Source organism: Janthinobacterium sp. JC611 (assembly GCF_018682595.1).
Taxonomy (GTDB): domain Bacteria; phylum Pseudomonadota; class Gammaproteobacteria; order Burkholderiales; family Burkholderiaceae_D; genus Janthinobacterium.
This window is the reverse complement of record NZ_JAFLJN010000020.1, coordinates 159,280-181,871: the sequence shown is the minus strand read 5'-3', so window position 1 is coordinate 181,871 and position 22,592 is coordinate 159,280. Positions and strand designations below refer to the sequence as shown.

Genomic DNA, 22,592 nt, shown 5'->3' with positions numbered 1-22,592 from the left:
GGTCAGGGATGGATCACGGCCAGCGGATTGCCCGGGCCTGGCGGCGGCAAGACTTTCCCGCGGTCGCGCGACAGCAAGGTGAAGGCGCCCAGGGTGTCCGGGCCGGCGACGATTTCCAGCTGCTCGCGCTGCAGCCACGTGCGGATTTCCGCCTCCGTGGCCTCGGCGCGGAACAGCACGCGCATGCGCACGCCCGTCTCGACGCCGCTGCGCTGTGGAGCACCGTTGCGGAACTCCGCATTGCCGACCACGGCGCCGTCTCTCGGCAGGAACAACCACGCCGATTGCACCAGCATCACGCTGGCGGCCACGGCCGTGACAAGTTTGAGCCAGCGGTTCGCATTGGCCGCCTGCACCGGCTTGGCTATCGGCGCCGCCGCATCGGCCGAAGCGATCTGCAACTGCTGCAGCCCCTGGCGCAGCAATTGCCGATACGCCACGCGGCCATCCGTGCCCAGCTCGCTCGACAATGGCGTGCCCGTCAAGGCGTAATCATCGCCAGGCAAGGCCACGCGGGCGATCATGCCCGGCGCCGCGGCGGCCTCATTGGCGCGACCATGCTGCTCCAGCCAGCGCGCCGCCTGCAGGCGCTCCTGGCTGAACACGCCCAGGCAGGCGCCCAGGTCCGTCACGGCCACGGTCACGGGCATGTCGCACAGCACCAGGCCCGCGCGCGGATCGGCAGGCGCGTCGCGCTCCTCGACCACGAGGCCGCAGGCGTCCGCATACGATGTGTCGGGCGTGACGAGCCAGCCGCGCCAGCGCTGCAGCGTGCTGTCCCAGGCGTCGAGCAGCACGGCGCCAAAGCCGGGGCGGCGCGCCAGCACATGAATCTGTCCGCCCGCGATGGGCCGCGCGGCCAGGGGCGCGGCATCGCTGCGGCGCGCAAAGCCTTGCATCACGTGCTCCGGCACGGCGATGCCGCGCCAGTCGGGGGTCTCGCCCGCCACCTCGCCGTCCAGCAGTTCGGCGGCAGACGGCGGCGCCGGCAAGCGGGCGGCAACGATGGCCAAGGTGGGCGTCAATGCAGTCATGCCGGTGGCCTTTCATCAGTGTTCGGGTCGGTGGACGCGGGGTCCATGTGCAGGGATAACGCGGCCACGCACAAGATATCCAAAACTATTTGCGCCGCCTGCATGTCGCGCGCAGACAGCGCATCACCGACGCGCAGCTTGAGCAGGGTCAAGACCCAGCTGCCCAGCAAGGTGGCGCGGTGGGCCGGCTCGACCACCTGGCGCCCGGCGCTGTCGGGATCGCCCTTCTGCCGGTGCACGAGGCCCAGCTTGCCGCCGTGATAATGCGCGGAAGCGATCTGCTCGGCCAGTGCCTTGACGGGCATGCCGCCGCAGCCGCAATGGCGCAGCAGCAAGATCAAGTCACGGGGCAAGGTGGCGATGAACACGTCGGCCGCCTCGCGCACCTGCTGCGGCGTGAGCCGGTAGTCGCGCAGCGGTTCGGCATACGAGTCGGGCGCGCGCAGCTCGCAGCCGTCCTGCGCATCGGCATCGTCGTCATCACGCTGCTTGCGCAGCTGGTCGATGATGAAGCGCTTGAAGTAGAGGAACAAGGCACCGACGTGGTGGGGCGCGGCCTCGCTGTCGCCGTGCAAGACTTTTTCGATGAAAAACTGGTGGCGCAGGTCGGCCAGCGAGTCGCCCAGCGACGCCGCCTCGCGCGGGCGGCATGGGGTCAGCGCGGCGATGACACGCTGGTAAAACTCGCCCAGTTCGCCTTGTGTCAGTTGATGGCGGCGGGTCCAGAAAGCATGAATCCGTTCAAATTGTTCCGATTGCACAGCCGGTCCGATCGTGTGTTGGGCGGCACGCGCCACTGGCCGGCAGCGACGCGCTCCGTGCGCTGGCCAGACAAGAGAAACTTGTCAGTAAGGTAAAATGCATTTAAGCAATTTTCTCATATCACAGTAAAAATCGCTAACTTTTGTTACTTTCACGACAATTCCCGAGACGCCGATGCATCGCCTGATTTCCCTGCTTTTCAGCCTCATCTTTTTACTCTGCGGTAACGTCGTGCAAGCGGCCACGGGGAATACCGCCAGCGGCCCCGGCAAGCGCATCGCGCTGGTGATCGGCAACGCGGCCTATCCGCAGCCTTTATTGAATCCCGTCAACGATGCGCGTGCCATGGCCGAGCACCTGCGCCGCCTGGGCTTTGAGGTGCTGTTGCGCACGGATATCAATGCGGCGCAGCTGCAAAAGGCGTCGGCCGAGTTTTCCACGCAGGCGCGGGGCGCCGATATCGCCCTCGTGTTTTACGCGGGCCACGGCGCGCAGGCGGGCGAAGCCAATTATGTGCTGCCGCTGGGCGCCAACATGAACGCGCTCAGCGCGTCCGCCATCGCCGCGCAGGGCGTCTCCGTTTCCAGCCTGGCCGGCGACTTGCAGCGCACGGGCGCGCGCGGCGCCGTGCTGATCCTCGACGCTTGCCGCCAGGAATACACGCGCGGCGGCGCGGTGGCGGTGCCCGGCGGCGGCAATGCGGCCAGCCATGGCTTTGCCGATACGCAAGCGCCACGCGGCGTGGTGATCGCCTATTCGGCGGGACCGGGCGCCCTGGCGCGCGATTTCTGGTCGCCCGATTCGCGCAACAGCCCCTACACGAGCGCCCTGCTCGACGCGCTCGACGCGCCGGGCTTGCCGATGAGCGAAGTGTTTTCGCAAGTGGCGGCCAGAGTCGCCGCCATGACGCACGACGTGCAAAAGCCGCGCGTGTCGTTCGGCGAAACGTCGGCGCGCCTGGTGCTGAACATGGGCAGCGGCAAGGGCGTCAGCCAGGCAACGCCAGGCGTACTGGCATCGGGCAACAACGGCATGCGCGCGCCAGCCCCAGCGCTGGAAAAGCCGGCCGCACCCGGCGCCAAGGTGTGGCCAGGCAATGTGCTGCAAGACATCAATTATGAAATCCGCATGCAGATCGCGGCCCGCCCGTTTCCCCGCCAGCAACTGGAAAAGCGCGCACGGGGCGGAGACCTCGTGGCGCTGACGGCCCTCGGCTACGGCATCGGCGGCGGCGACGCGGGTGTCAAACAGCCGAAGATCGGCATGCGGTGGCTGGAAAAGGCGGCAGCCAAGGATTTTCCGATTGCCCAGACTTATCTGGCCGAATTGCTGATGGTCAAGGGTGACCCCACTTCACTGAAACGCGCGGGCGTGCTGCTGGACGCCGCCTCGCAGGCGGGCTACAGCCCCGCCCATGCCTACAAATTCGACCTGGCCCGGCGCACGGGTGCACCGCCGCAGGATGCGGCACGGCATTTGCAGGACGCCTTCATGGGCTTGATGAAGGATTACCAGGGCGCCGCCAAAGACCTGATGCAGCCGCCGAAAAAATAATTCAAAATAATTTTGGATTTCCCTGAACTGCCCCCGTTATCCGGGGGTACATGCAATACAGCATGACAGTGACCAGGGAAATTCCATGCAAGCATCCAGCCCAGCAGCAATCACCACCGGCCAACGGGGCCGCATCCTCGCCTACCAGCCGAGCGGACAAGGTTCCGTCAGCGTGGCCGGCATTCAGCACGCCTTCGACGTCGCTACCCATTGGCGCTCGGACGTGGCGCCCGCCATCAACGCCGTCGTCGACGTGCGCTTCGATGACGCGGGCAAGCTCGCCACCGTCAGCGCCGTGGCGACGCAGCAACTGGCGCAGGAAGAGATGGCCGGCGCGGCGAAACTGGCGCGCGACAAGGGCCAGCAACTGTGGGGCAAGGCCGTCTCGGCCCTGGGCGTCAAGGTGCTGGCCAGCCTGGGCGTCTTGATCGCCGGCGCCTTTATCTTCAACACCATCGGCATCCGCCTGTTCGCCTCCGTGTCGCGCACGTATTGGCAGTTGCTGGGCCTGTCCGCGGACAGCCTGGAAAGCTTTGCCGGCGCTGGCGGCGGCGGTTTTACCTCCGCACAATGCTTCTTCCTGCTGGCCATTGCCGGATGCTGCGCCACCATGGTTAGCCGCCACCCGAAAGCGGCGCTGGGCAAGTGCGCGCCCCTGCTGTTCATCGTCATCCACAGCAGCTTGCTGTTCATCAAGATCAAGGCCGCCGTCAGCGACGCGGGCAACGCCATGGGCGGCATCATGGGCAACCGCGCGGCCCGCATGGCCGAACAGATGGCCAGCGAAATGCTGGGGCAGGTCTGGCAGGGACTCTCGTTCGGCATCGGCTTTTATTTGGTGCTGGCGTCATCCATCGTCCTGGCCGCTTACGGCGTCGGCGAATACCAACGTAAAACCATCGGCTAAGTCACCTCACACATTCATTAAAGGAAATATCATGCAACGTACCCTGCCCGCCCTGCTCGCCATCACCGTGCTCCTGTCCGCCTGCGGCAAGACGGATAACGCCACACCAGCCGCCTCCGCCCCCGTCGCCGCGAATGTCGCCGAGCTGGCCGCCAAGGCGCAGGTAAAAGCGGCCGCCGCCAGCCTGCCGCAAGCGGACGCCGCCACGCCAGCGTCCAGCTATGTCGACATTACCAGCGGCAACCAGTTGATGTACAGCTACATCGCCCTGTCCGGCGTGCCACCCGACTACGCGGCCGTGGCGCAGCGCATCTCGCGCGAGTATGCGGGCAGCAACGACGCCTTCCGCAAGCAGGAAGTGCTGGACGCGCTGAAACCGCAGATCGATGCCAAGGTCAGCGAAGCGAAAACCAAACGCTACCTGCGCTACCAGATCAATGGCCAGGGCGCGCTGGCGCCGTACGCCATGGACAAGGCCGGCTTCCCCGCCAAGTTCGCCGAAGCGGGCACGTATTACTACATGTACGACAACGGCGACTACAAGCTGGCGTTCACGAATGGTGACGGTTACTCCTTGCTGAAGGTGAATCAGGACGCGGCGCGCAAGATCGAGGCGGCGCGCAGCGGCTACAAGGACTTCGCCATCGTCGTGTATGCCTACGCCCAGGAAGCGGACATGGCCAGCAACCAGGTCAAGGCGCAGATCGTCAAGGTGGCGATCAAGCTGAACGGGGAAGAAATTCCCGTCAACCAGGCGCAGTAGAACGGGCTCGGTTACACTGTTCGCCACATTGCATCGGGATAGCGACATGGGCGAACCAACACGGGCGGAACAACATCTGGCGCAGGGCCAGCAACTGCAGCGGCAAGGCAAGCTGATCGAGGCGATCAACGCCTACCAGGCGGCCTACAAACAGGACCCGGCCCTGGCCGAAGCGCAGCATTTCCAGGGTCTGGCCATGCTGGAGCTGGGCCAGGGCGCCATCGGCCTCGGTTTGCTGAAACTGTCGCTCAAGCAGCAGCCGGAGAACCCTCTGTTCCACTACAACCTGGGTAACGTGCTGCGCGGCACGGACAGCGAAGCGGCCCTGGCCAGCTACGCCACGGCGGCACGGCTGGCGCCGCACGAGCACGATTTCGCCATCAGCCACGCGGAATTGCTGCTGGGGAAACAGCGGCTGGTGGAGACCATCGCCGAACTGGAACGGGCCCACGCCCTGCGCCCGCAGCGTTGGCAAACCCTGCAGGGACTGGCCGAGCTGTATTACCGCACGGGACAGCAGGATCTGGCGCTGGCACGCTATGCGCAGGCCCTGGCGCTGCACCCTGCGCTGGAACAGACGTGCCGCATCGGCTTTGCCAATCCGCAAGCGGAACACCCTGAAACGTTGACGCCGCTCAATGTCGCGGACAGCCTGCACGATTTTATCGGCGAAACGGACCTGCACATCGTCGACGATTTCCTGCCCGACGCGGCCGCCTGGCGCGCCCAGGCGCTGGCCTTGCCGTTCGAGCAGCAGCGCTATGCGGGACAGAATTATCCGGGCAGCCAGACGGCGGGCCAGCCCAGTCAAGCCATCATGGAGCGCATCGCCACGGCGCTGGGCCGCCCCATCCGCTTCATTTCACCCGACAATGGCTCGTATCGCCTCAGCTATGCGGACGCGACGGCGCGCACGGATATCCACGTGGATAACGAGACGGGCAACAATTTCAATTTCTATGCGGGCGTGCTGTATCTGAACCCGCCCGAGCAGTGCCAGGGCGGCACCACGTTCTGGCGCCACCAGCCCAGCGGCTGGTACCGGAGACTGCCCGAAGCGGACGTGAAGGCGGGCGGCTACGCCAGCTTCAAGGATTTCCAGAAACGCTGGCTGCCGAACAGCAAAGTGCAGAAATTCAATGACTTGCAGGAACAGCGCGACAGTTGGCAAGCGCTGCTGGAAGTGCCGATGCGCCACAACCGCCTGATCGTCTACAAGGGCCATTATTTCCACTCGATCAGCAATGTGTTTGGCGACACGCCGGAGAATGGCCGGCTGGTGCAACTGTTCTTTTTTGAAGTGCCGGATTGAACCCGAAAAGCAAGATCCGGGGTCGTACCCTGAGGGTACGACCCCGGCATTCGCCGTTGGGTTTAATACATGTCCGCGGCGGTCGCCCGCACAGCTTTGAGCAGCATATCCGCCCCCGGCGACAGCAAATGATCCTGCTGGCGGATGATGCCGAACGCATCCATCTTGCACGGCAGTTCGATGGGCAAAATGCTCAGCACGTTCAGCGATTCGTAGTAGTGCGCCACTTCCGTCGGCATCACGTGCAGCGAATCCGTTTGCTGCAGCAGGGACGTGATCAAGAGCAAGGCGGTGGTGTCAACCACGTCGACGGGCGGCTCCAGGCTGGCGCGGCGGAACATCATGTCGAAGCGGTGGCGCAGGATGCTGCCCTGCGGCGGCAAGATCCACGGCTGGGCCGCCAGGTCTTTCAGTTGCAAATTCTTGCGCGACAGCAGCGGATGGCCATTGCGCGCCACGGCGCTGGCCGGCTCTTCCGTCAATTCCTCGTAGATGAGGCCGGCGCTGCTTTCCTTTTCCAGGATGCGCCCGATCATGAAGTCGAGGGTGCCGTGCTGCAGCATGTCCATCAATGTATTGCTGTGCTCCAGGTGCACGCCGATGCGCATCAGCGGCGCCTGCTGCTTGATGCGGGCAATCGCGCGCGGCAGCAAGGCCATGGCCGGCGTCATGATGACGCCCACTTCCACCTGGCCCGTCAGGCCCGACTTCAGGGCGACGATGTCGTCATGCGCCAGCGACAGGCTGGTTAATGCCATGCGCGCGTGGCGTATCATCGTCTCGCCGTAGATGGTCGGCTCCATGCCGCGTGGCAAGCGGTCGAACAGGCGCACGTCGAGCATCTCTTCCAGGTCCTTGATTTGCTTGGACGCGGCCGGCTGCGTCATGTGCAATTCTTCCGCCGCGCGGTGGATGTTGCGCTGCTCGTCAAGGGCGATCAACAGCAGCAATTGCCGCGTCTTCAGGCGGGCTCGCAAGAACCAGTTGGGGTTGAGGGTATCCATCAATAAATCATATCATGATCGATATCAGTTTTAATTCAATATCGATACTACTGATATCGGTGTGTCTGGTATGCGCCGCCGGACAACTTGTCGTTGTGATGGAAGATGCAGGACTTGCCATTGAATGCGATGATGGCCTGGTGGATGGTTTTCACGATGGGGTTGGCCGCCCGCCCCAAGGCCACGCAGGCGAGCGCTAGCGCCATGCCGATGGCTGCGGCAAGTGTGTGTTGCTTCAACATCGATTAACTCCCGTGGGTGGTTTTCTGGCCCATGGCCATCAGTCTTTGCACGACGCAAAAGACGAACAGCAAGCCGCCGATGACGATCTTGGTCCACCACGAGCTGAGCGTGCCGTCAAAGGCGATCAGGGTCTGGATGGTGCCCAGCACCAGCACGCCGGACAGCGCGCCCGCCACGTAGCCGTAGCCGCCGCTGAGCAAGGTGCCGCCGATGACGACGGCGGCGATCGCGTCCAGTTCCGTGCCTTGCGCATGCAAGCCATAGCCGGACAACATGTAAAACGAAAACAGCACGCCGCCGAGCGAAGCGCAAAAGCCGCTGAAAGCATAGATCAGCACCTTGGTGCGCCCCACCGGCAGCCCCATCATCAGGGCCGACTGTTCATTGCCGCCGATCGCATACACGGCGCGGCCGAATGGCGTGGCGTGCGCCAGCCAGATGGCCAAGAGCAAAGTGATCACGGCGATCACCACGCCGGGCGACACGAAGCCGCCGAGGAAGCCCAGCTGAGTCTGCGACATGGCGACGAACAGCGGGTCATCGATGGTGATGGAATTGATGCTGATCAAATAGCACAGTCCGCGCGCCAGAAACATGCCGGCCAGGGTGACGATGAAGGGCTGCAACTTGAAATAATGGATCAGCGCGCCCATGCCGGCGCCAAACACGGCGCCCAGCGCCAACACGGTGGCGATCACCAGGGCCGGGGGCCAGTGCGCCACGTTCAGCAGCCAGGCGGCGATCATGGTCGACAGGGCCAGCACGGAGCCGACGGACAGATCGATGCCGCCGGACACGATGACGAAGGTCATGCCGACGGCGATGACCAGCAAAAAGGCGTTATCGATCAACAGGTTGAAGAGTACTTGCGTCGACAGCAGGCCCGGATAGGCGGTGCCGCCCAGGCCCAGCATCACCACCAGCAGCAGGACCGTGACGAGCGAGGTGAAATACGGGGTGTGCAGCAAACCCTTCATGCTTTTCTCCGATGCAGCAATTGCTTGAATTCCGACGATTGCGACAGGCAGACGAGGAAGACGACGACCGACTTGACGACCATGTTCACTTCCGGCGGCACGCCCAGCGAATAGATCGTGTAGGTCAAAGTCTGGATGATGAGCGCGCCTATCATGCTGCCGACCAGGCTGAACTTGCCGCCGGCCAGCGAGGTGCCGCCCAGGGTCACGGCCAGGATGGCGTCCAGTTCCAGCATCAGACCCGCATTGTTCGCGTCCGCGCTCTTGATGTTCGAGCTGATCATCAGCCCCGACAGGCCCGCGCAGGCGGCGCAAAACACGTAGACAAAAAAGATCAATGTCGCCGTCTTGATGCCGGCCAGGCGCGCGGCGACGGGGTTGATGCCGACGGCCTGGATGAACAGGCCCAAGGCGGTTTTCCGCATCAGCAAGGCCGTGACGAGGAACACCAACGCCACGAGGAACAGCGAGAACGGCAAGCCGAACAGATAGCCGCTGCCGATGAAGAAGAAGGGCTGGTAGTAGACGGTGACGATCTGCCCATCCGTCAGCAATTGCGCCAGGCCGCGCCCGGCCACCATCAGGATCAGGGTGGCGACGATGGGCTGCAAACCCAGGCCCGCCACCAGCACGCCGTTCCAGGCGCCGCACAGCAGGGCCGCGCCCAAGGCCGCCGCCAGGGCCCAGCCCATGGGGATATTGCTCACATAGGTCGGCACGCCATGGTCCATCACCATGGTGCCGCCGATCAGCATGGCGGCCACGGTGCCGGACAGGGCCACGACGGCGCCCACGGAAATGTCGATGCCGCGCGTGGCGATCACCAGGGTCATGCCCAGCGCGGCCAGCATCAGCGGCGCGGCGCGGTTGACGATGTCGATCACGCTGCCATACAGATGGCCGTCGCGCACTTCCAGGTGGAAAAAGCCGGGGATGGCGAAGAAATCGACCAGCAACAGCAGCAACAGCGCGGCCAGGGGCCGGCTCAAAGGATGGTGTAAAACGGTATGCAAGGTGGACGCACCCATAGTGGAAGCCGGACGCGCCAGTGGCGCGCTCGATGGCGTGGATAAACTCATGTGGCGTCTCCGGCGATCACTTGCAGCACGGAACTGTCGTCGAGCTCGCCACGCGCATAGTCGCCGCAGGCCTTGCGGTCGCGCATGACCAGAATGCGGTCGCTGCAGCGCAGCACTTCCGGCAATTCGGACGAGATGAACAGGATGGCCATGCCCTTGCGGCACAGCTTGCTCACATAGCTCATGATTTCCTGCTTGGCGCGCACGTCGATGCCGCGCGTCGGTTCATCGAGAATCAGCATGGCCGGCGACGTCACCAGCCAGCGCGCCAGCAAGGCTTTCTGTTGATTGCCGCCCGACAGGCTGCCGATCGGCGTCTCGATGCTGGCCGTCTTGATGCCCAGCGCTTGCACATATTCGTCGGCCAGCGCCTGCTGGCGCTTGAACGGGATGGCGCGCAGCAAGCCCGTGCGGGCTTGCAAGGCCAAAATGATGTTTTCGCGCACGGACAGCGACAAAATCGCCCCCTCGTGCTTGCGGTCTTCCGAGCAAAAACCGATGTCCCGGGCAATCGCGTCGCGCGGCACGCCAAAGTGGCGCGGCTGGCCCTGCATGGTGATGCTGCCCGAGTCGGCCTTGTCGGCGCCGAACAGCAGGCGCGCCAGTTCCGTGCGGCCCGAACCGAGCAAGCCTGCCAGGCCCAGCAATTCTCCCTGGCGGATGTGGAAATCCATGGGCAGCAGGGCGCCCTTGCGGCCCAGTCCCTGCGCTTCGAGCACGGCCGGACCGAAGCTGGCGGCACCCGCTTCCTGCGCCAGGTCCAGCGCCTGTTCCTGCGTGTCGGCCGCCACGCCGATCATTTTATTCACCAGCGCCAGGCGCGACAGTTCGCTGCACGCATATTCTCCCTCGCGCTCGCCGTTGCGCATGACGGTGATGCGATCGGAAATGGCGTAGGTCTGATCGAGGAAGTGGGTGACGAACAGGATCGCCATGCCTTGCTCCCGCAAACGGCGCAGCACGGAAAACAGCAGATTGACTTCCGCCTCGTCCAGGCTGGACGTGGGTTCGTCGAGGATCAGCACGCGGGCCGAAATGTTCAGCGCGCGCGAAATGGCCACCATTTGCTGGATGGCCAGCGGAAAACTGGACAGTTGCGCCGTGACATCGATATCGATCTGCAATTGCTGCAGCAAGGCACGCGCCTGCTGCTGCATGGCACGCCAGTCTATCGGACCGAAGCGGCCTCCAAAGCGGCGCGGATAGCGGCCGATAAAGATGTTTTCCGCCACCGACAGGTTCGGGCACAGATTGACTTCCTGGTACACGGTGCTGATGCCGAGCGCCTGCGCATCCGACGTGGACGCGGGGGCGATGGGCCGGCCGTCGAGCAAAATCTGGCCGCTGTCGGGCGTGTAGACGCCCGTCAGCACCTTGATCAGCGTCGATTTCCCGGCGCCATTCTGTCCCATCAGGGTATGCACTTCGCCCGGATACAGGCGCAGGGCAACGTCGCTGAGGGCTTTAACGCCGGGAAACGATTTACTGATGCCGCGCAACTCCAGCAAGGGAGCCGGCGCGGCGTCGTGATGCGCTTGCGTCTTCATCATGCGGCAAGCTTAGTACTTACGGTTCGGGAATTCCTTGGCGGCCACCTCGGCAGGGAACACGCCTTCCACCGTCGTGATGCGCGCTGGCACGGGTTTGCCGGCCACCACGTCGCGGGCGATGGACATCAGTTGCGGACCCAGCAGCGGGCTGCACTCGACGGTGACGTTCAGCTTGCCGGCGATCATGGCCTCGAACGCGCCTTTAACGCCATCGATCGAGATGATGATGATGTCCTTGCCCGGCTTCATGCCCGCTTCTTCGATGGCCTGGATGGCGCCGATGGCCATGTCGTCATTGTGCGCGTACAGCACGTTGATCTTCTTGCCTTCGGCCTTCAGGAAGGCTTCCATCACTTCCTTGCCCTTGGCGCGCGTAAAGTCGCCCGTTTGCGAACGGATGATCTTCAGCTTGGGATTCTTGCCGATGACTTCCTGGAAGCCTTCCTTGCGGTCGATGGCCGGCGCGGAACCTACCGTGCCTTGCAGTTCGACGATGTTGAGGGTCGCATCCGGGGTTTTCTTGGCGTGCTCGAGCAGCCATTGGCCCGCGCGGCGGCCCTCTTCCACGAAGTCGGAGCCGATGAAGGTGACGTACAGCGATTTATCGGCCACGTTGACGGCGCGGTCCGTCAAGATGACGGGAATCTTGGCAGCCTTGGCTTCGCGCAAGACGGTATCCCAGCCCGATTCGACGACGGGCGAGAAGGCGATCACGTCGACTTTTTGCGCGATGAACGAGCGCAGGGCCTTGACCTGGTTTTCCTGCTTTTGCTGGGCATCGGCAAATTTCAAGGTGACGCCGTCTTTCTTGGCCGCCTCCTTGATGGAGACGGTATTGGCGGTGCGCCATTCGCTTTCGGCGCCCACCTGCGAAAAGCCCATGACGAGCGGCTTGGCGGCGAAGGCGGAAGAAGTAGTCAAGGTGGTGGCAGAAGCGGCCAACAGCATAGCGCTGGCGAGGAGGGTGCGGCGTGTCAATGTCATTCTTGTCTCCAGTTTTTTTTGGAATACCATCACAGCCGGATGCCGGATGGGCGGTTTTTTATGCACCCATGGTAGGAGAAAGCAATATAGCCATCCAATCAATTCTTTTTCGCTTGCGATACCGATTTGCGTATCACCTGGCGCACATCCCCAGCCGCCTCAGGGTGTGGCGGCCGGCAGCTGGCGGCTGTGATAGCGGTTCAAGTCGCGCGCATCGACCTGCGGCCAGCCATCCTGGTCCCACGTCATGGGCAGGATCTTGAGCTTCTGCAAGTAGTTGTCCGCCGTTTCATAGGCGTGCAGCACCAGGTAATCCTTGCCGTCGAAGGTGTAGGCGCTGTTGTGGCCCAGGCCTTGCCAGTCCTTGTCGCCCTGCAGCAGCAGCGTGCCGCCGCCCTGCGCCATGTCGCGCCCGTTCTTGTCCAGGTAGGGGCCCGTCACGCTGGTCGAGCGGCCCACGGCCAGGTGATACGTGCTTTTTTCCTTCTGGCAGCACAAGCCCCAGGAAACGAAAAGGAAATACTCCTTGCCGCGCTGGAAGATGAACGGCGCTTCGATTTCTTCCGGTGCCGGCTTGAATTCGCCCGCCCGTGGCGGCAGCGGCGCGCGGCGCGCCAGCGAGTGCCACTCTTGCGGTTCCGCGATGCGGGTCCAGTCGGGCGTCAGTTTCACCAGCTTGATGCCATTCCAGAACGAGCCGAAGGCCATCCACGGCGTGCCCTTGGCATCGGTGACGATGTTCGAATCGATGGCGTTCCATTCGTCGCGCTCGGGCACCGATTGCAGCAGCATGCCCTGGTCCACCCAGCGGTAGTCCGGCGAGCGGGGATTCAAGGTGGTGTTCACGGTCACGCCGATGCCCGAGGTGTTCTTGCCGAAGCCGGACACCGAGTAGTACAGATAATATTTTCCATCATGGAATTGCACGTCGGGCGCCCAGATATGGTCGTCGAACGATGGCGCGGCCGTCTTGGCCCACGTGGGCTGGCCCGCGAAGACGCGCCCTTCCGGCTGCCAGTCGACCATGTTTTTCGAGCTGTAGAAGGTGATGCCGGGACCCGTGCTGTACAGATAATACGTGTCGCCTTCCTTGGCCATCACGGGATCGTGCACGCTGACCTGGGCCGCCTGGACGGGGCTGAAAGCAAGCATGGCCACCAAGGCCATCATTGTCGCAAATTGCATCGTGTTCTCCACATGGCCAGCCGGCCCGTCATGCGGGCTGGCTGGATACATCAACATCGGCAGGTTTATTCGACCGCCACCACCACGACGGCCTTGGCGGGCACCGAGACGGTCAGCTTGCCGCCTTGGGCCTTGGCATTGAACGCCACCGGCTGCACGGCTTGCGGCTGCGCAAAGCTGTTGACGGCATCCATCTTGCCGGCGGTCAGCACGCGGCCATGCACGGCCGTCACTTGTTGACCCGCCAGCGCCACGCTCACGTCGACGGCCTTGTGCGGGTTCGTGTTGACCAGCGACAGATACACCTTGCCATCCTTGGCGCGCGCGGCCGAGGCGCTCACCTCAGGAATGCTGACCTTGCCCAGGCTGTACTTGCCATTGCCAGCGATGGCGACCGGCAGGGCCGTGGCATCCTGGAACGGCACGTACATTTCAAACGCGTGATACGTGGGCGTGAGGAAATACTTGTCCTTGTCCGTGATGATCATCGCCTGCAGCACGTTGACCATTTGCGCGATATTCGTCATGCGCACCCTGTCCGCATGGGCGTGGAAGATATTGAAGTTCAAGGCGGCGACGAGCGCATCGCGCAAGCTGTTTTGCTGGAACAGGAAACCCGTGTTGGTGCCCGGTTCCACGTCGTACCAGGTGCCCCATTCATCGACGTACAAGCCCGTCTTTTTCGAGGGATCGTTCTTGTCGATGGCGGCGATATTGTTCTTGATCAAGCTATCGATGCGCAGGGTGCGGCTCAGGGTGGAAATCCACTCATTTTCGCCAAAGCCCGTGGCGGCGCCCTTCTTTTCCCACACGCCGGTCGGCACCGTGTAGTAGTGGAAACTGATGGCGTCCATCATGTTCGGCTTGATTTCGCGGCTCAGGGTGCTGGACCAGCTGGTGTCGTCGTCATTGCCGCCGCTGGCGATGAATTTCGGCCGCGCGCTTTCCGGCGTCTTCATGAAGGTGTGATAGTGCTTGTACAGGTCGGCATAGTACTGCGGGCGCATATTGCCGCCGCATCCCCAGGCTTCATTTCCGATGCCAAAGTAATCGACTTTATACGGCTGCGCGCGGCCATTCTTGCGGCGCAGCTCGGCCAGCGTCGACTTGCTGTCCGAGGTCATGTATTCGAGCCACTCGGACATTTCCTGCGGCGTGCCGGAACCGAGGTTGCCATTGATGTAGGTCTGTGCGCCCAGCAGCTCGGCCAGGTCGAAGAATTCGTGCGTGCCGACGGCATTCGACTCTTCCACGCCGCCCCAGTTGGTGTTGACCTTGGTCGGGCGCTGGGCGCGCGCGCCGATGCCGTCTTTCCAGTGGTATTCATCGGCAAAGCAGCCGCCCGGCCAGCGCACCAGGGGCACGTGCAACTGTTTCAACGCGCCCAGCACGTCATTGCGCCAGCCCTTGGTGTTCGGAATCGGCGAATCCGGCCCCACCCACATGCCTTCGTAAATGCCCGTGCCCAGGTGTTCGGCGAACTGGCCGTAGATGTTTTTATTGATCACGGAACCAGGCCTGGCCACGTCGATCGTGACATTGACGGGCGCGGCAAAGGCGCTGCCGGCGACGAGGCTCAAGGCCACGATGCTGGTATGGATACATTTCATGCTGTCTCCTGTTTTTGAGTGAAAAGCAAGGGCCGGGGTCAACCCCGGCGCAATCTGGAATGGCGATGCCTCTCCTGCCGCGTGGTTGGGGCGGCAAGAGCGGTGTTTCAAGATCGGAATTGCCGGTCAGTGCCGGCGCGAATTAAACGACGCGCTAAGGCTTATATCCAGCCGGCATCGACGATGAATTCCTGGGAGGAACACATCGCTCCATCATCGGAGGCGAGGAACAGCACCATGGCGGCGATGTCCTGTGGCATCAACTTGCTGGGCAAGCATTGGCTTTTCTTGATTTCCACTTCCGCCGCCTCGTCGACCCACAGGTCGATCTGGCGCTGCGTCATGACCCAGCCGGGCGTGACGGTGTTGACGCGGATATTGTGGGCGCCATAATCGCGCGCCAGGCCCCGCGTGAGGCCGACGACGGCCGCCTTGGTGGTGGCATACACGGGGTAGCCGCCCGACTTCATGTGCCACGAGATCGAGCTGACGTTGATGATGGAGCCGCCGCCCTTGCGCTTCATGCCCTCGAAGACGGCCTGGCACGTGAAGAACATAGGACGTTGATTGATCGCAATGCGCTCGTTCCAGTATTCCAGGGTCACGTCCTGCGCCTGGTGGCGCTGGTCGTTGGCCGCATTGTTGACGAGGATATCGAAGTCGCCCAGCTTGTCCGCCAGTTCAGCCATGACGGCTTGCAAGGAGGCGATATCCGTGATGTCGCAATGGCGGAACAGGGGTGCAATCGACCCCGCTTCAGCCAGGCTGCGGCACAGGGCCTCGCTCGCTTCCACGGCAATATCGACAAACGCCACCAGCGCGCCCTGGGCGGCAAACTCCGCCACCAGGGATGCGCCGATGCCGCTGCCGCCACCCGTGATGAACACGCGCTTGCCCTGCAAGCTGCCATATTTCGCCAATTGCTTCATCTTGTCTCCATCTGTGTATTTTTATTCTTACCAATAAAACCGTAGCGAGCGGCAACGAGTTGTGGCCGAGACGCGGAACTGTGCGAATGTACAGTGAGCATCACAGGCCGCAAATCGCGCCGCGCAGTAGGTTTTAGTCTTTACCCAGCACGCCATCGTGACGGCGCCATATCCCCAGCGGATTATCGTCGCGCAGCGACTCCGGCAGCAAGTCCTGCGGCAGGTTCTGATACGACACGGGACGCAGGAAGCGGTTGATGGCGGCCGTGCCGACCGAGGTGCTGCGGCCGTCCGAGGTGGCCGGGAACGGGCCGCCGTGCACCATGGCCGTCGCCACTTCCACACCGGTCGGGAAACCGTTGGCCAGGATGCGGCCCACGCGGCGTTCCAGCACGGGCAGCAAGCGGCGCGCGTCTTCCAGGTCGCCCGCATCCATCTGCAGGGTGGCCGTCAGCTGGCCTTCCAGGCTTTCCGCGATCGCCAGCAATTGTTCCATGTCGCGGCAAGCCACCAGCAGGGAAGCGGGACCAAAGACTTCGTCGCGCAAATCGTGCTTGCCCAGGAAGGCCTCGCCCGAGGTGACGAACAGGGCGGCGGCGCCCTTGCCCTCTTCTCCCGTGTTTTGCACCAGCGGCGTCACGTCGGCATGCTGCGCCAGGGCGGCCACGCCTTTCGCATAGCCGCTGGCGATGCCCGCCGTCAACATGGTGGCGGCAGGTGCCGGCGCCAGCGCTTCGGCGGCGGCGGCGGCAAAGGCCGTGAAATCAGGGCCTTCCAAGCCCAGCACGAGGCCGGGATTGGTGCAGAACTGGCCCACGCCCATCGTCAGCGAAGCGGCAAAACCGCTGGCGATCGCCGCGCCACGGGCGGCCAAGGCTTGCGGCAGCACGAACACGGGGTTGATGCTGCTCATTTCCGCATACACGGGGATCGGCTGCGGGCGCTCGGCCGCCACCTTCATCAGGGCGATGCCGCCCGAACGCGAACCCGTAAAGCCGACGGCCTGGATGGCCGGATGTGCGACCAGCGTCTGGCCGATGCCATTGCCCGTGCCCGTCAACAGGGAGAATACGCCAGCCGGCAGCTTGCAGAGGGCAATCGCTTTCACGATGGCGCGCGCCACCAACTCCGATGTGCCCGGGTGGGCCGAGTGGGCTTTCAGCACGACGGGGCAGCCGGCCGCCAGCGCCGAGGCCGTATCGCCGCCGGCCACGGAGAAGGCCAGCGGGAAGTTGCTGGCCGCAAACACGGCGACGGGCCCCAGGCCGATCATGCGCAAGCGCAAATCAGGACGGGGCGGCACGCGGTCCGGCAGCGGGCTGTCGATGCGCGCATCGGTCCAGGAACCCTCGCGCAGCAGGCCGGCAAACAATTTCAATTGACCGACCGTGCGGCCACGCTCGCCTTCCAGGCGCGCGCGCGGCAAGCCGCTTTCCGTCATGGCGCGCACGATCAAGTCGTCGCCCAGTTCGAGAATTTGCGCGGCGATGGTGTCCAGGAAGTCGGCGCGCTGCGCGTCGCTGGTGGCGCGGAAGGAGTCGAACGCGGCTTGCGCCAGACGGCAGGCTGCGTCGATTTGCTCGGCGTCCACCATGTGGAAGGCGGGCGCGACGTGGGCGCGCGCGGCCGGGTCCCACGCTTCGAAGGAACCGCCATGGCCCTTGACGGCGACGCCGCCGATCAATGCTTCACCGGTGATATGGAAATTCATAATGTGCTCACTTTCGCAAATTCGGTTGGGAAGACGTCGAGGCGGTTGCGCAAGGCAGGGCCAAAGGCCGGCGCTTCGATTTCAAAGGTTTCGCCCGGCGCCACGCTGACGCCATCGGCAAAGCTCAGGGTAGCCGTGCCGAAGAAGTGCACGTGCACGTCGCCAGGGCGCTTGAACAACGGATACTTGAAGTGATGGTGTTCGAGGTTGGCGATCGTGTGCGACATATTTTCTTCGCCGCTGACGAAGGCCTTTTCCCAGCGCACCTTGCCGGCCGCGTCCAGCACGCGCGAGGCGCCGGCTATGTGCGCGGGCAATTCGCCTACCAGCAGGGCCGGGCCCACGCTGCACACGCGCAGCTTCGAGTGGGCCAGGTACAGGTAATTCTGGCGCTCCGTCACGTGGTCCGAGAATTCATTGCCGATGGCGTAGCCGACCCGGTAGGGCTGGCCGTCGTCGCCGATCACGTACAGGCCGGCGATTTCCGGCTCTTCGCCGCCATCGAGGGCGAAGTCCGGCATGCGCAGCGGCTGGCCGCTGGCGCGCACGATGGAGCCGTCGCCCTTGTAGAACCATTCGGGCTGGGCGCCGGCCGTGCCGTCAGCCGGCTTGCCGCCTTCCACGCCCAGGCGGAACATTTTCATGGAATCGCTCAAGGATTCCGCGTCGCCGCCGATCTTCTTGTGCATGGCGTCGCGCGCGCCGGCGCTGCCCAGGTGGGTCAGGCCCGTGCCCGTCACGTAGCAGTGCGCTTCATCGGCGTGATCGAGCGGCGCCAGCAGGCGTCCGGCGGCGGCCACGTCCGCATAGGAATGCGTGGCGTTGCCGACGCTGGCGTCCACCAGTTCCGCCAGGCTGACCTTCTTGCGGATGGCGTCTTGCGCCAGCGCATACGTCGTGTTGTAGCCTTCGATGACGCGGATCTGGTCGTCTTGCAGCAGGCCGACGTGGCGGCCGCCGTGTTCATTCGTAAATTGCAGCAACAGCATGGAATTCTCCGCTTAATGTGAGTGGCGCGGCACGGCGGAACCGCGATTGCCGACCAGGAAGTCGAAATCGCAGCCTTCATCGGCCTGCAACACGTGTTCGATATACAACTGCTGGTAGCCGCTCTTCGGTCCGGGCGCGCTGCCCAGTTCGCGGGCCGCCAGGCGCTCGGCGATTTCCGCGTCGCTGATGTCGATGTTCAGGCTGCCGTTGTGGCAATCGAGGGCGATCATGTCGCCATCCCTGACGATGCCCAGCGGGCCGCCGGCCATCGCTTCCGGCGCCACGTGCAGCACGACGGTGCCGTAGGCCGTGCCGCTCATGCGCGCATCCGAGATGCGCACCATGTCGGTGATGCCTTGCGCCAGCAGCTTGGGCGGCAAGCCCATGTTGCCCACTTCGGCCATGCCCGGATAGCCTTTCGGGCCGCAGTTCTTCATGACCAGCACGGAATTGGCATCGACATCGAGATCGGGATCAACGATGCGCGATTTATAGTGTTCGAAATCTTCGAACACGACGGCCTTGCCCCGGTGCTGCATCAGATGCGGCGAGGCGGCCGAGGGTTTGAGCACGGCGCCGCGCGGCGCCAGGTTGCCGCGCAGCACGCAGATACCGCCATCGGCCAGCAGCGGGTTGTCCAGCGTGCGCACCACGTCATCGTTGTAGATCGGCGCTTCGACGCAGTTGTCCCACAGCGACTTGCCGTTGACGGTCAGCGCATTCTTGTGCGGCAGCAAGTCGCCCTCGCCCAGGCGGCGTATCACGGCCGGCAAGCCGCCCGCATAGTAGAACTCTTCCATCAGGAAACGGCCCGACGGCAGCAAATCGACGATGGTCGGCGTGCCGCGGCCGACCTTGGTCCAGTCTTCCAGTTCCAGGGGCACGCCGATGCGCCCGGCAATCGCTTTCAAATGGATCACGGCATTGGTGGAGCCGCCGATGGCCGCGTTGACCTTGATGGCGTTCTCGAACGCTTCGCGCGTCAGCACTTTCGACAGGCGCAGGTCTTCGTGCACCATTTCGACGATGCGTATGCCCGACATGTGCGCCAGCACGTAGCGGCGCGAATCGACGGCGGGGATGGCGGCGTTGTGCGGCAGCGACGTGCCCAGCGCTTCGGCCATGCTGGCCATCGTCGAGGCCGTGCCCATGGTGTTGCAGGTACCGGCCGAGCGCGACATGCCCGATTCGGCCGACATGAACTGGTGCAGGGTGATCGATCCCGCCTTCATCTGTTCGTGCAACTGCCACACGGCGGTGCCGGAACCGATGTCCTTGCCGTTCAGCTTGCCGTTCAGCATGGGGCCGCCGCTGACGACGATGGTGGGAATGTCGACGCTGGCAGCGCCCATCAGCAGCGCCGGTGTCGTCTTGTCGCAGCCGACCAGCAGCACGACGGCGTCCATCGGATTGCCGCGGATCGATTCTTCCACGTCCATCGAGGCCAGGTTGCGCGTCAGCATGGCCGTCGGGCGCAGATTCGATTCGCCGTTCGAGAAGACTGGGAATTCCACGGGGAAACCGCCCGCCTCCAGGATGCCGCGCTTGACGTGCTCGGCCAGCTGGCGGAAATGCGCATTGCAGGGGGTCAGTTCGGACCAGGTATTGCAGATGCCGATGATGGGCTTGCCATGAAATTCGTGGTCAGGGATGCCCTGGTTTTTCATCCAGCTGCGGTACATGAAGCCGTTCTTGTCCTGCGAGCCGAACCACTCGGCCGAGCGCAGGGCCACCTTCTTTTTTGTCTCAGACATGCCATTCTCCTGGTTGTGCCATGCCGGATCTAAGGTCGTCGGCCCGGGCAGCGATGTTGGGATACTAAAGAATCCTGCCATGCCTTTCCAATCAATTTTTAATGCGTTCCGATATCGAAAACGATATCAGCATGTGCCAATGAAAACGCCCTGCGGGCACGTGGCGGCAGGGCGTGGGCTGTTTTGACCGGCGCGCTTATCCGGCGGAAAAGCGGTACACGGTGACCGTCCGGTATTCCTCGCCCGGGCGCAGGATGGTGTCAGGAAAATGCGCCTGGTTCGGCGAATCCGGGAAATGCTGGGTTTCCAGGCATAGCGCGCCGCGATAAGGAATGGGGCCCTGCTTGCCATGCTGGCTGCCGTCGAGGAAGTTACCCGAGTAGAACTGGATGCCCGGCTCCTGCGTGTACACCTGCATCACCCGTCCCGATTGCGGCTCGCGCACGGTCGCGGCCAGCGTCAGTCCTTGCTCCGCCTGTTGATTCAGCACGAAGTTGTGGTCATAGCCGCGGCCGATGCGGAGCTGTTCATGCGGCAGATCGATGCTGTCGCCGATGACGGTGGGTTGGCGCAGGTCGAACGGTGTGCCGGCCACGTCCGCCAGCTCGCCCGTGGGAATCGAGCCCGCATCGACGGGCAGGTAGCGGTCCGCGTTGATCGCCACCTCGTGGCCAAGGATGGTGCCCTGCCCCGCCAGGTTGAAATAGCTGTGGTTGGTCAAGTTGACGGGCGTGGCCTGGTCCGTCACGGCGTGGTAGCGCAGGCTCAGGGCGTTGTCGTTGTCCAGTTCGTACACGACGGTCACGTCCAGCTGGCCCGGATAGCCGTCTTCGCCGTGCGGGCTGCTGCGGCTGAACGTCACGCCCACGGCATCGTCCGTGGTGAACGGCTCGGCCCGCCACATCACCTGGTGAAAGCCCTGGTTTCCACCATGCAAGTGATTCGGCGCATTGTTGACGGCAAGCTGGTAATCCTTGCCGTCGAGGTGGAAACGTCCCTCGGCGATGCGGTTGCCGAAGCGGCCGATGACGGCGCCCAGGAAAGCGCTGTTGGCCAGGTAGGGCTCGATGCGCTCGAAACCGAGCACCACGTCGGCCAACACGCCATCGCGGTCCGGCGCGTGGATTGCGCTGATGATGGCGCCAAAGTCGAGCACCTTGACTTGCATGCCCTGACGGTTCGTCAGGGTAAACACGGTCACTTGCCGGCCGTCGGGCAGGATGCCGAACGGCGCTGGCGTCACTGAAACAGAATCAACTGGGGTCATGGCGTCGGGTCCAGGTTTTACAGGGTCGATGAACGGCCAAACACGGGCATGCCCTGCGCATCCCAGCGCAGCGGTTTGACGAAGGTGTGGCGATCCGGATTCCACAGCGGGTCGCCGACGATTTCCGTGTAGGTGCGGGCATGGTACACCAGCAATACGTCTTCGCCGGCCGTCGTGAAGCTGTTGTGGCCGGGGCCGTAGATGCCGTGCTCGTAGCAGGTGGCAAACACGGGCTCGGGCGACTTGCTCCACGAGAACGGGTCGAGCAAATCGGCGGACGCGTCGGCCCACAGCAAGCCCATCGCATAGTTTTCATCGGTGGCGCTGGCCGAATAGCTGATGAATATCTTGCCATTGCGTTTCAACACGGACGGGCCCTCGTTGACCCAGAAGCCGCGGATTTCCCAGTCGAATTCCGGCTTGCTCAGCATCACGGGCGGACCGGCCAGCTGCCATGGCGTGGCCATCGGCGCGATATACAGGTTCGAATTGCCTTCGATGGCCACATCTTTCTGCGCCCACAGGTAGTACAGCACGCCGTCGTGCTCGAACGTGGTGGCGTCCAGGCAAAAGGTGTCGATGCCCGTGTCGATCTGTCCCATGAATTCCCACTCGCCTTCCAGCGGGTTGGCGTTCGTATTGCGGATCGCATACATGCGGTGCTGGAACAATTTGTCCTTGATCTGGCGGCTGGGCGCGGCGGCGAAATACACATACCAGGCGCCCTGGTTGAAGTGCAGTTCGGGTGCCCACACCAGCTCGCTGTACGGGCCCGTGTCCGGCTTGTGCCACACGTCGACGGCAGGCGCGTCGGCCAGGCCGGCGATGCTGTCCGCGCGGCGCAGCTCGATGCGGTCGTACTGCGGCACGGAGGCCGTAAAGTAATAATAGCCATCGCTGTGGCGGTAAATGTGCGGGTCGGCACGCTGTTCGATCAGCGGTTTCAAGATGTCTGCCATGTTGTTTACTCCATTCAA

General features: G+C 63.6%; 20 protein-coding genes. 4 read left to right on the top strand and 16 right to left on the bottom strand.

The features are described 5' to 3' along the window. Window positions 1-2: 2 nt before the first annotated feature. Entirely contained in the window at window positions 3-1,034 is a 1,032-nt protein-coding gene (locus tag J0O65_RS13410) for a hypothetical protein (protein WP_215407426.1), read from the bottom strand. Then, complete coding sequence (locus tag J0O65_RS13405) at window positions 1,031-1,795, bottom strand: hypothetical protein (protein ID WP_215407424.1); 765 nt, start codon at window positions 1,793-1,795, stop codon at window positions 1,031-1,033. The genes J0O65_RS13410 and J0O65_RS13405 overlap by 4 nt, the downstream gene beginning before the upstream one ends. Before the next feature lie 175 nt (window positions 1,796-1,970). Here J0O65_RS13405 and J0O65_RS13400 point away from each other — a divergent pair, with 175 nt between their 5' ends. From J0O65_RS13400 to J0O65_RS13380, 4 genes are all read left to right on the top strand, one after another. Next, complete coding sequence (locus J0O65_RS13400; protein ID WP_215407422.1) at window positions 1,971-3,350, top strand: caspase family protein; 1,380 nt, start codon at window positions 1,971-1,973, stop codon at window positions 3,348-3,350. Window positions 3,351-3,435: 85 nt separating this feature from the next. Continuing rightward, the gene (locus tag J0O65_RS13395) at window positions 3,436-4,257 is read left to right on the top strand and encodes a hypothetical protein (RefSeq protein WP_215407420.1); all 822 of its coding nucleotides are present in this window, start codon (window positions 3,436-3,438) and stop codon (window positions 4,255-4,257) included. Window positions 4,258-4,288: 31 nt separating this feature from the next. Further along, on the top strand, window positions 4,289-5,020 hold the full coding sequence (locus tag J0O65_RS13385; protein ID WP_251373738.1) for a hypothetical protein: 732 nt from the start codon (window positions 4,289-4,291) through the stop codon (window positions 5,018-5,020). A gap of 46 nt (window positions 5,021-5,066) precedes the next feature. Next, window positions 5,067-6,332: a DUF6445 family protein gene (locus J0O65_RS13380; RefSeq protein ID WP_215407416.1), complete on the top strand. Its 1,266-nt coding sequence runs from the start codon at window positions 5,067-5,069 to the stop codon at window positions 6,330-6,332. Between the two features lie 62 nt (window positions 6,333-6,394). On the opposite strand, the gene J0O65_RS13375 is transcribed toward J0O65_RS13380, so the two are convergent. The 14 genes from J0O65_RS13375 to J0O65_RS13310 all read right to left on the bottom strand — a co-directional run bounded on the left by J0O65_RS13375 (window position 6,395) and on the right by J0O65_RS13310 (window position 22,574). Next, window positions 6,395-7,336 (bottom strand): LysR family transcriptional regulator, encoded by a 942-nt coding sequence (locus tag J0O65_RS13375; RefSeq protein WP_070219038.1) that lies wholly within the window; start codon window positions 7,334-7,336, stop codon window positions 6,395-6,397. Between the two features lie 47 nt (window positions 7,337-7,383). Beyond that, window positions 7,384-7,578 carry a hypothetical protein gene (locus tag J0O65_RS13370; RefSeq protein ID WP_215407679.1) on the bottom strand — a complete coding sequence of 65 codons (195 nt, stop codon included), beginning with the start codon at window positions 7,576-7,578 and terminating at the stop codon, window positions 7,384-7,386. 3 nt (window positions 7,579-7,581) lie between these two features. Beyond that, window positions 7,582-8,556: a galactofuranose ABC transporter, permease protein YjfF gene (gene yjfF, locus J0O65_RS13365; protein ID WP_215407414.1), complete on the bottom strand. Its 975-nt coding sequence runs from the start codon at window positions 8,554-8,556 to the stop codon at window positions 7,582-7,584. Next, window positions 8,553-9,584, bottom strand: a complete 1,032-nt coding sequence (locus tag J0O65_RS13360) for an ABC transporter permease (RefSeq protein WP_251373754.1) — start codon at window positions 9,582-9,584, stop codon at window positions 8,553-8,555. Before J0O65_RS13360 ends, yjfF begins: the two co-directional genes overlap by 4 nt. Window positions 9,585-9,631: 47 nt before the next feature. Next, window positions 9,632-11,185, bottom strand: a complete 1,554-nt coding sequence (locus J0O65_RS13355; RefSeq protein ID WP_251373737.1) for a sugar ABC transporter ATP-binding protein — start codon at window positions 11,183-11,185, stop codon at window positions 9,632-9,634. Between the two features lie 9 nt (window positions 11,186-11,194). Further along, complete coding sequence (locus J0O65_RS13350) at window positions 11,195-12,169, bottom strand: ABC transporter substrate-binding protein (protein WP_215407411.1); 975 nt, start codon at window positions 12,167-12,169, stop codon at window positions 11,195-11,197. 159 nt (window positions 12,170-12,328) lie between these two features. Next, window positions 12,329-13,354 carry an arabinan endo-1,5-alpha-L-arabinosidase gene (locus J0O65_RS13345; protein ID WP_215407410.1) on the bottom strand — a complete coding sequence of 342 codons (1,026 nt, stop codon included), beginning with the start codon at window positions 13,352-13,354 and terminating at the stop codon, window positions 12,329-12,331. A gap of 65 nt (window positions 13,355-13,419) precedes the next feature. Further along, window positions 13,420-14,964 carry an alpha-N-arabinofuranosidase gene (locus tag J0O65_RS13340; RefSeq protein WP_215407409.1) on the bottom strand — a complete coding sequence of 515 codons (1,545 nt, stop codon included), beginning with the start codon at window positions 14,962-14,964 and terminating at the stop codon, window positions 13,420-13,422. A gap of 161 nt (window positions 14,965-15,125) precedes the next feature. After that, window positions 15,126-15,893: an SDR family NAD(P)-dependent oxidoreductase gene (locus J0O65_RS13335; RefSeq protein WP_215407408.1), complete on the bottom strand. Its 768-nt coding sequence runs from the start codon at window positions 15,891-15,893 to the stop codon at window positions 15,126-15,128. Window positions 15,894-16,026: 133 nt separating this feature from the next. Continuing rightward, the gene (locus J0O65_RS13330; protein WP_215407407.1) at window positions 16,027-17,604 is read right to left on the bottom strand and encodes an aldehyde dehydrogenase (NADP(+)); all 1,578 of its coding nucleotides are present in this window, start codon (window positions 17,602-17,604) and stop codon (window positions 16,027-16,029) included. Beyond that, a complete protein-coding gene (gene araD1 / locus J0O65_RS13325; protein WP_215407406.1) occupies window positions 17,601-18,593 on the bottom strand; it encodes an AraD1 family protein in 993 nt (330 codons plus the stop codon). The genes J0O65_RS13330 and araD1 overlap by 4 nt, the downstream gene beginning before the upstream one ends. 12 nt (window positions 18,594-18,605) lie before the next feature. Next, entirely contained in the window at window positions 18,606-20,348 is a 1,743-nt protein-coding gene (locus tag J0O65_RS13320) for an IlvD/Edd family dehydratase (protein WP_215407405.1), read from the bottom strand. Window positions 20,349-20,544: 196 nt separating this feature from the next. Beyond that, window positions 20,545-21,615 carry an aldose epimerase family protein gene (locus tag J0O65_RS13315; RefSeq protein ID WP_215407403.1) on the bottom strand — a complete coding sequence of 357 codons (1,071 nt, stop codon included), beginning with the start codon at window positions 21,613-21,615 and terminating at the stop codon, window positions 20,545-20,547. 17 nt (window positions 21,616-21,632) lie between these two features. After that, the gene (locus J0O65_RS13310; RefSeq protein ID WP_215407401.1) at window positions 21,633-22,574 is read right to left on the bottom strand and encodes a glycoside hydrolase family 43 protein; all 942 of its coding nucleotides are present in this window, start codon (window positions 22,572-22,574) and stop codon (window positions 21,633-21,635) included. Window positions 22,575-22,592 lie beyond the last annotated feature (18 nt).

What these genes read in the sequence shown, in the direction of transcription:
- J0O65_RS13370 (WP_215407679.1), bottom strand. Translation starts at nt 7,578, where the DNA reads ATGTTGAAGCAACACACACTTGCCGCAGCCATCGGCATGGCGCTAGCG.
- J0O65_RS13340 (WP_215407409.1), bottom strand. Translation starts at nt 14,964, where the DNA reads ATGAAATGTATCCATACCAGCATCGTGGCCTTGAGCCTCGTCGCCGGC.
- J0O65_RS13330 (WP_215407407.1), bottom strand. Translation starts at nt 17,604, where the DNA reads ATGAATTTCCATATCACCGGTGAAGCATTGATCGGCGGCGTCGCCGTC.
- J0O65_RS13345 (WP_215407410.1), bottom strand. Translation starts at nt 13,354, where the DNA reads ATGCAATTTGCGACAATGATGGCCTTGGTGGCCATGCTTGCTTTCAGC.
- J0O65_RS13310 (WP_215407401.1), bottom strand. Translation starts at nt 22,574, where the DNA reads ATGGCAGACATCTTGAAACCGCTGATCGAACAGCGTGCCGACCCGCAC.
- J0O65_RS13410 (WP_215407426.1), bottom strand. Translation starts at nt 1,034, where the DNA reads ATGACTGCATTGACGCCCACCTTGGCCATCGTTGCCGCCCGCTTGCCG.
- J0O65_RS13355 (WP_251373737.1), bottom strand. Translation starts at nt 11,185, where the DNA reads ATGATGAAGACGCAAGCGCATCACGACGCCGCGCCGGCTCCCTTGCTG.
- yjfF (WP_215407414.1), bottom strand. Translation starts at nt 8,556, where the DNA reads ATGAAGGGTTTGCTGCACACCCCGTATTTCACCTCGCTCGTCACGGTC.
- J0O65_RS13375 (WP_070219038.1), bottom strand. Translation starts at nt 7,336, where the DNA reads ATGGATACCCTCAACCCCAACTGGTTCTTGCGAGCCCGCCTGAAGACG.
- J0O65_RS13395 (WP_215407420.1), top strand. Translation starts at nt 3,436, where the DNA reads ATGCAAGCATCCAGCCCAGCAGCAATCACCACCGGCCAACGGGGCCGC.
- J0O65_RS13380 (WP_215407416.1), top strand. Translation starts at nt 5,067, where the DNA reads ATGGGCGAACCAACACGGGCGGAACAACATCTGGCGCAGGGCCAGCAA.
- J0O65_RS13385 (WP_251373738.1), top strand. Translation starts at nt 4,289, where the DNA reads ATGCAACGTACCCTGCCCGCCCTGCTCGCCATCACCGTGCTCCTGTCC.
- J0O65_RS13335 (WP_215407408.1), bottom strand. Translation starts at nt 15,893, where the DNA reads ATGAAGCAATTGGCGAAATATGGCAGCTTGCAGGGCAAGCGCGTGTTC.
- J0O65_RS13320 (WP_215407405.1), bottom strand. Translation starts at nt 20,348, where the DNA reads ATGTCTGAGACAAAAAAGAAGGTGGCCCTGCGCTCGGCCGAGTGGTTC.
- araD1 (WP_215407406.1), bottom strand. Translation starts at nt 18,593, where the DNA reads ATGCTGTTGCTGCAATTTACGAATGAACACGGCGGCCGCCACGTCGGC.
- J0O65_RS13350 (WP_215407411.1), bottom strand. Translation starts at nt 12,169, where the DNA reads ATGACATTGACACGCCGCACCCTCCTCGCCAGCGCTATGCTGTTGGCC.
- J0O65_RS13315 (WP_215407403.1), bottom strand. Translation starts at nt 21,615, where the DNA reads ATGACCCCAGTTGATTCTGTTTCAGTGACGCCAGCGCCGTTCGGCATC.
- J0O65_RS13400 (WP_215407422.1), top strand. Translation starts at nt 1,971, where the DNA reads ATGCATCGCCTGATTTCCCTGCTTTTCAGCCTCATCTTTTTACTCTGC.
- J0O65_RS13360 (WP_251373754.1), bottom strand. Translation starts at nt 9,584, where the DNA reads ATGGGTGCGTCCACCTTGCATACCGTTTTACACCATCCTTTGAGCCGG.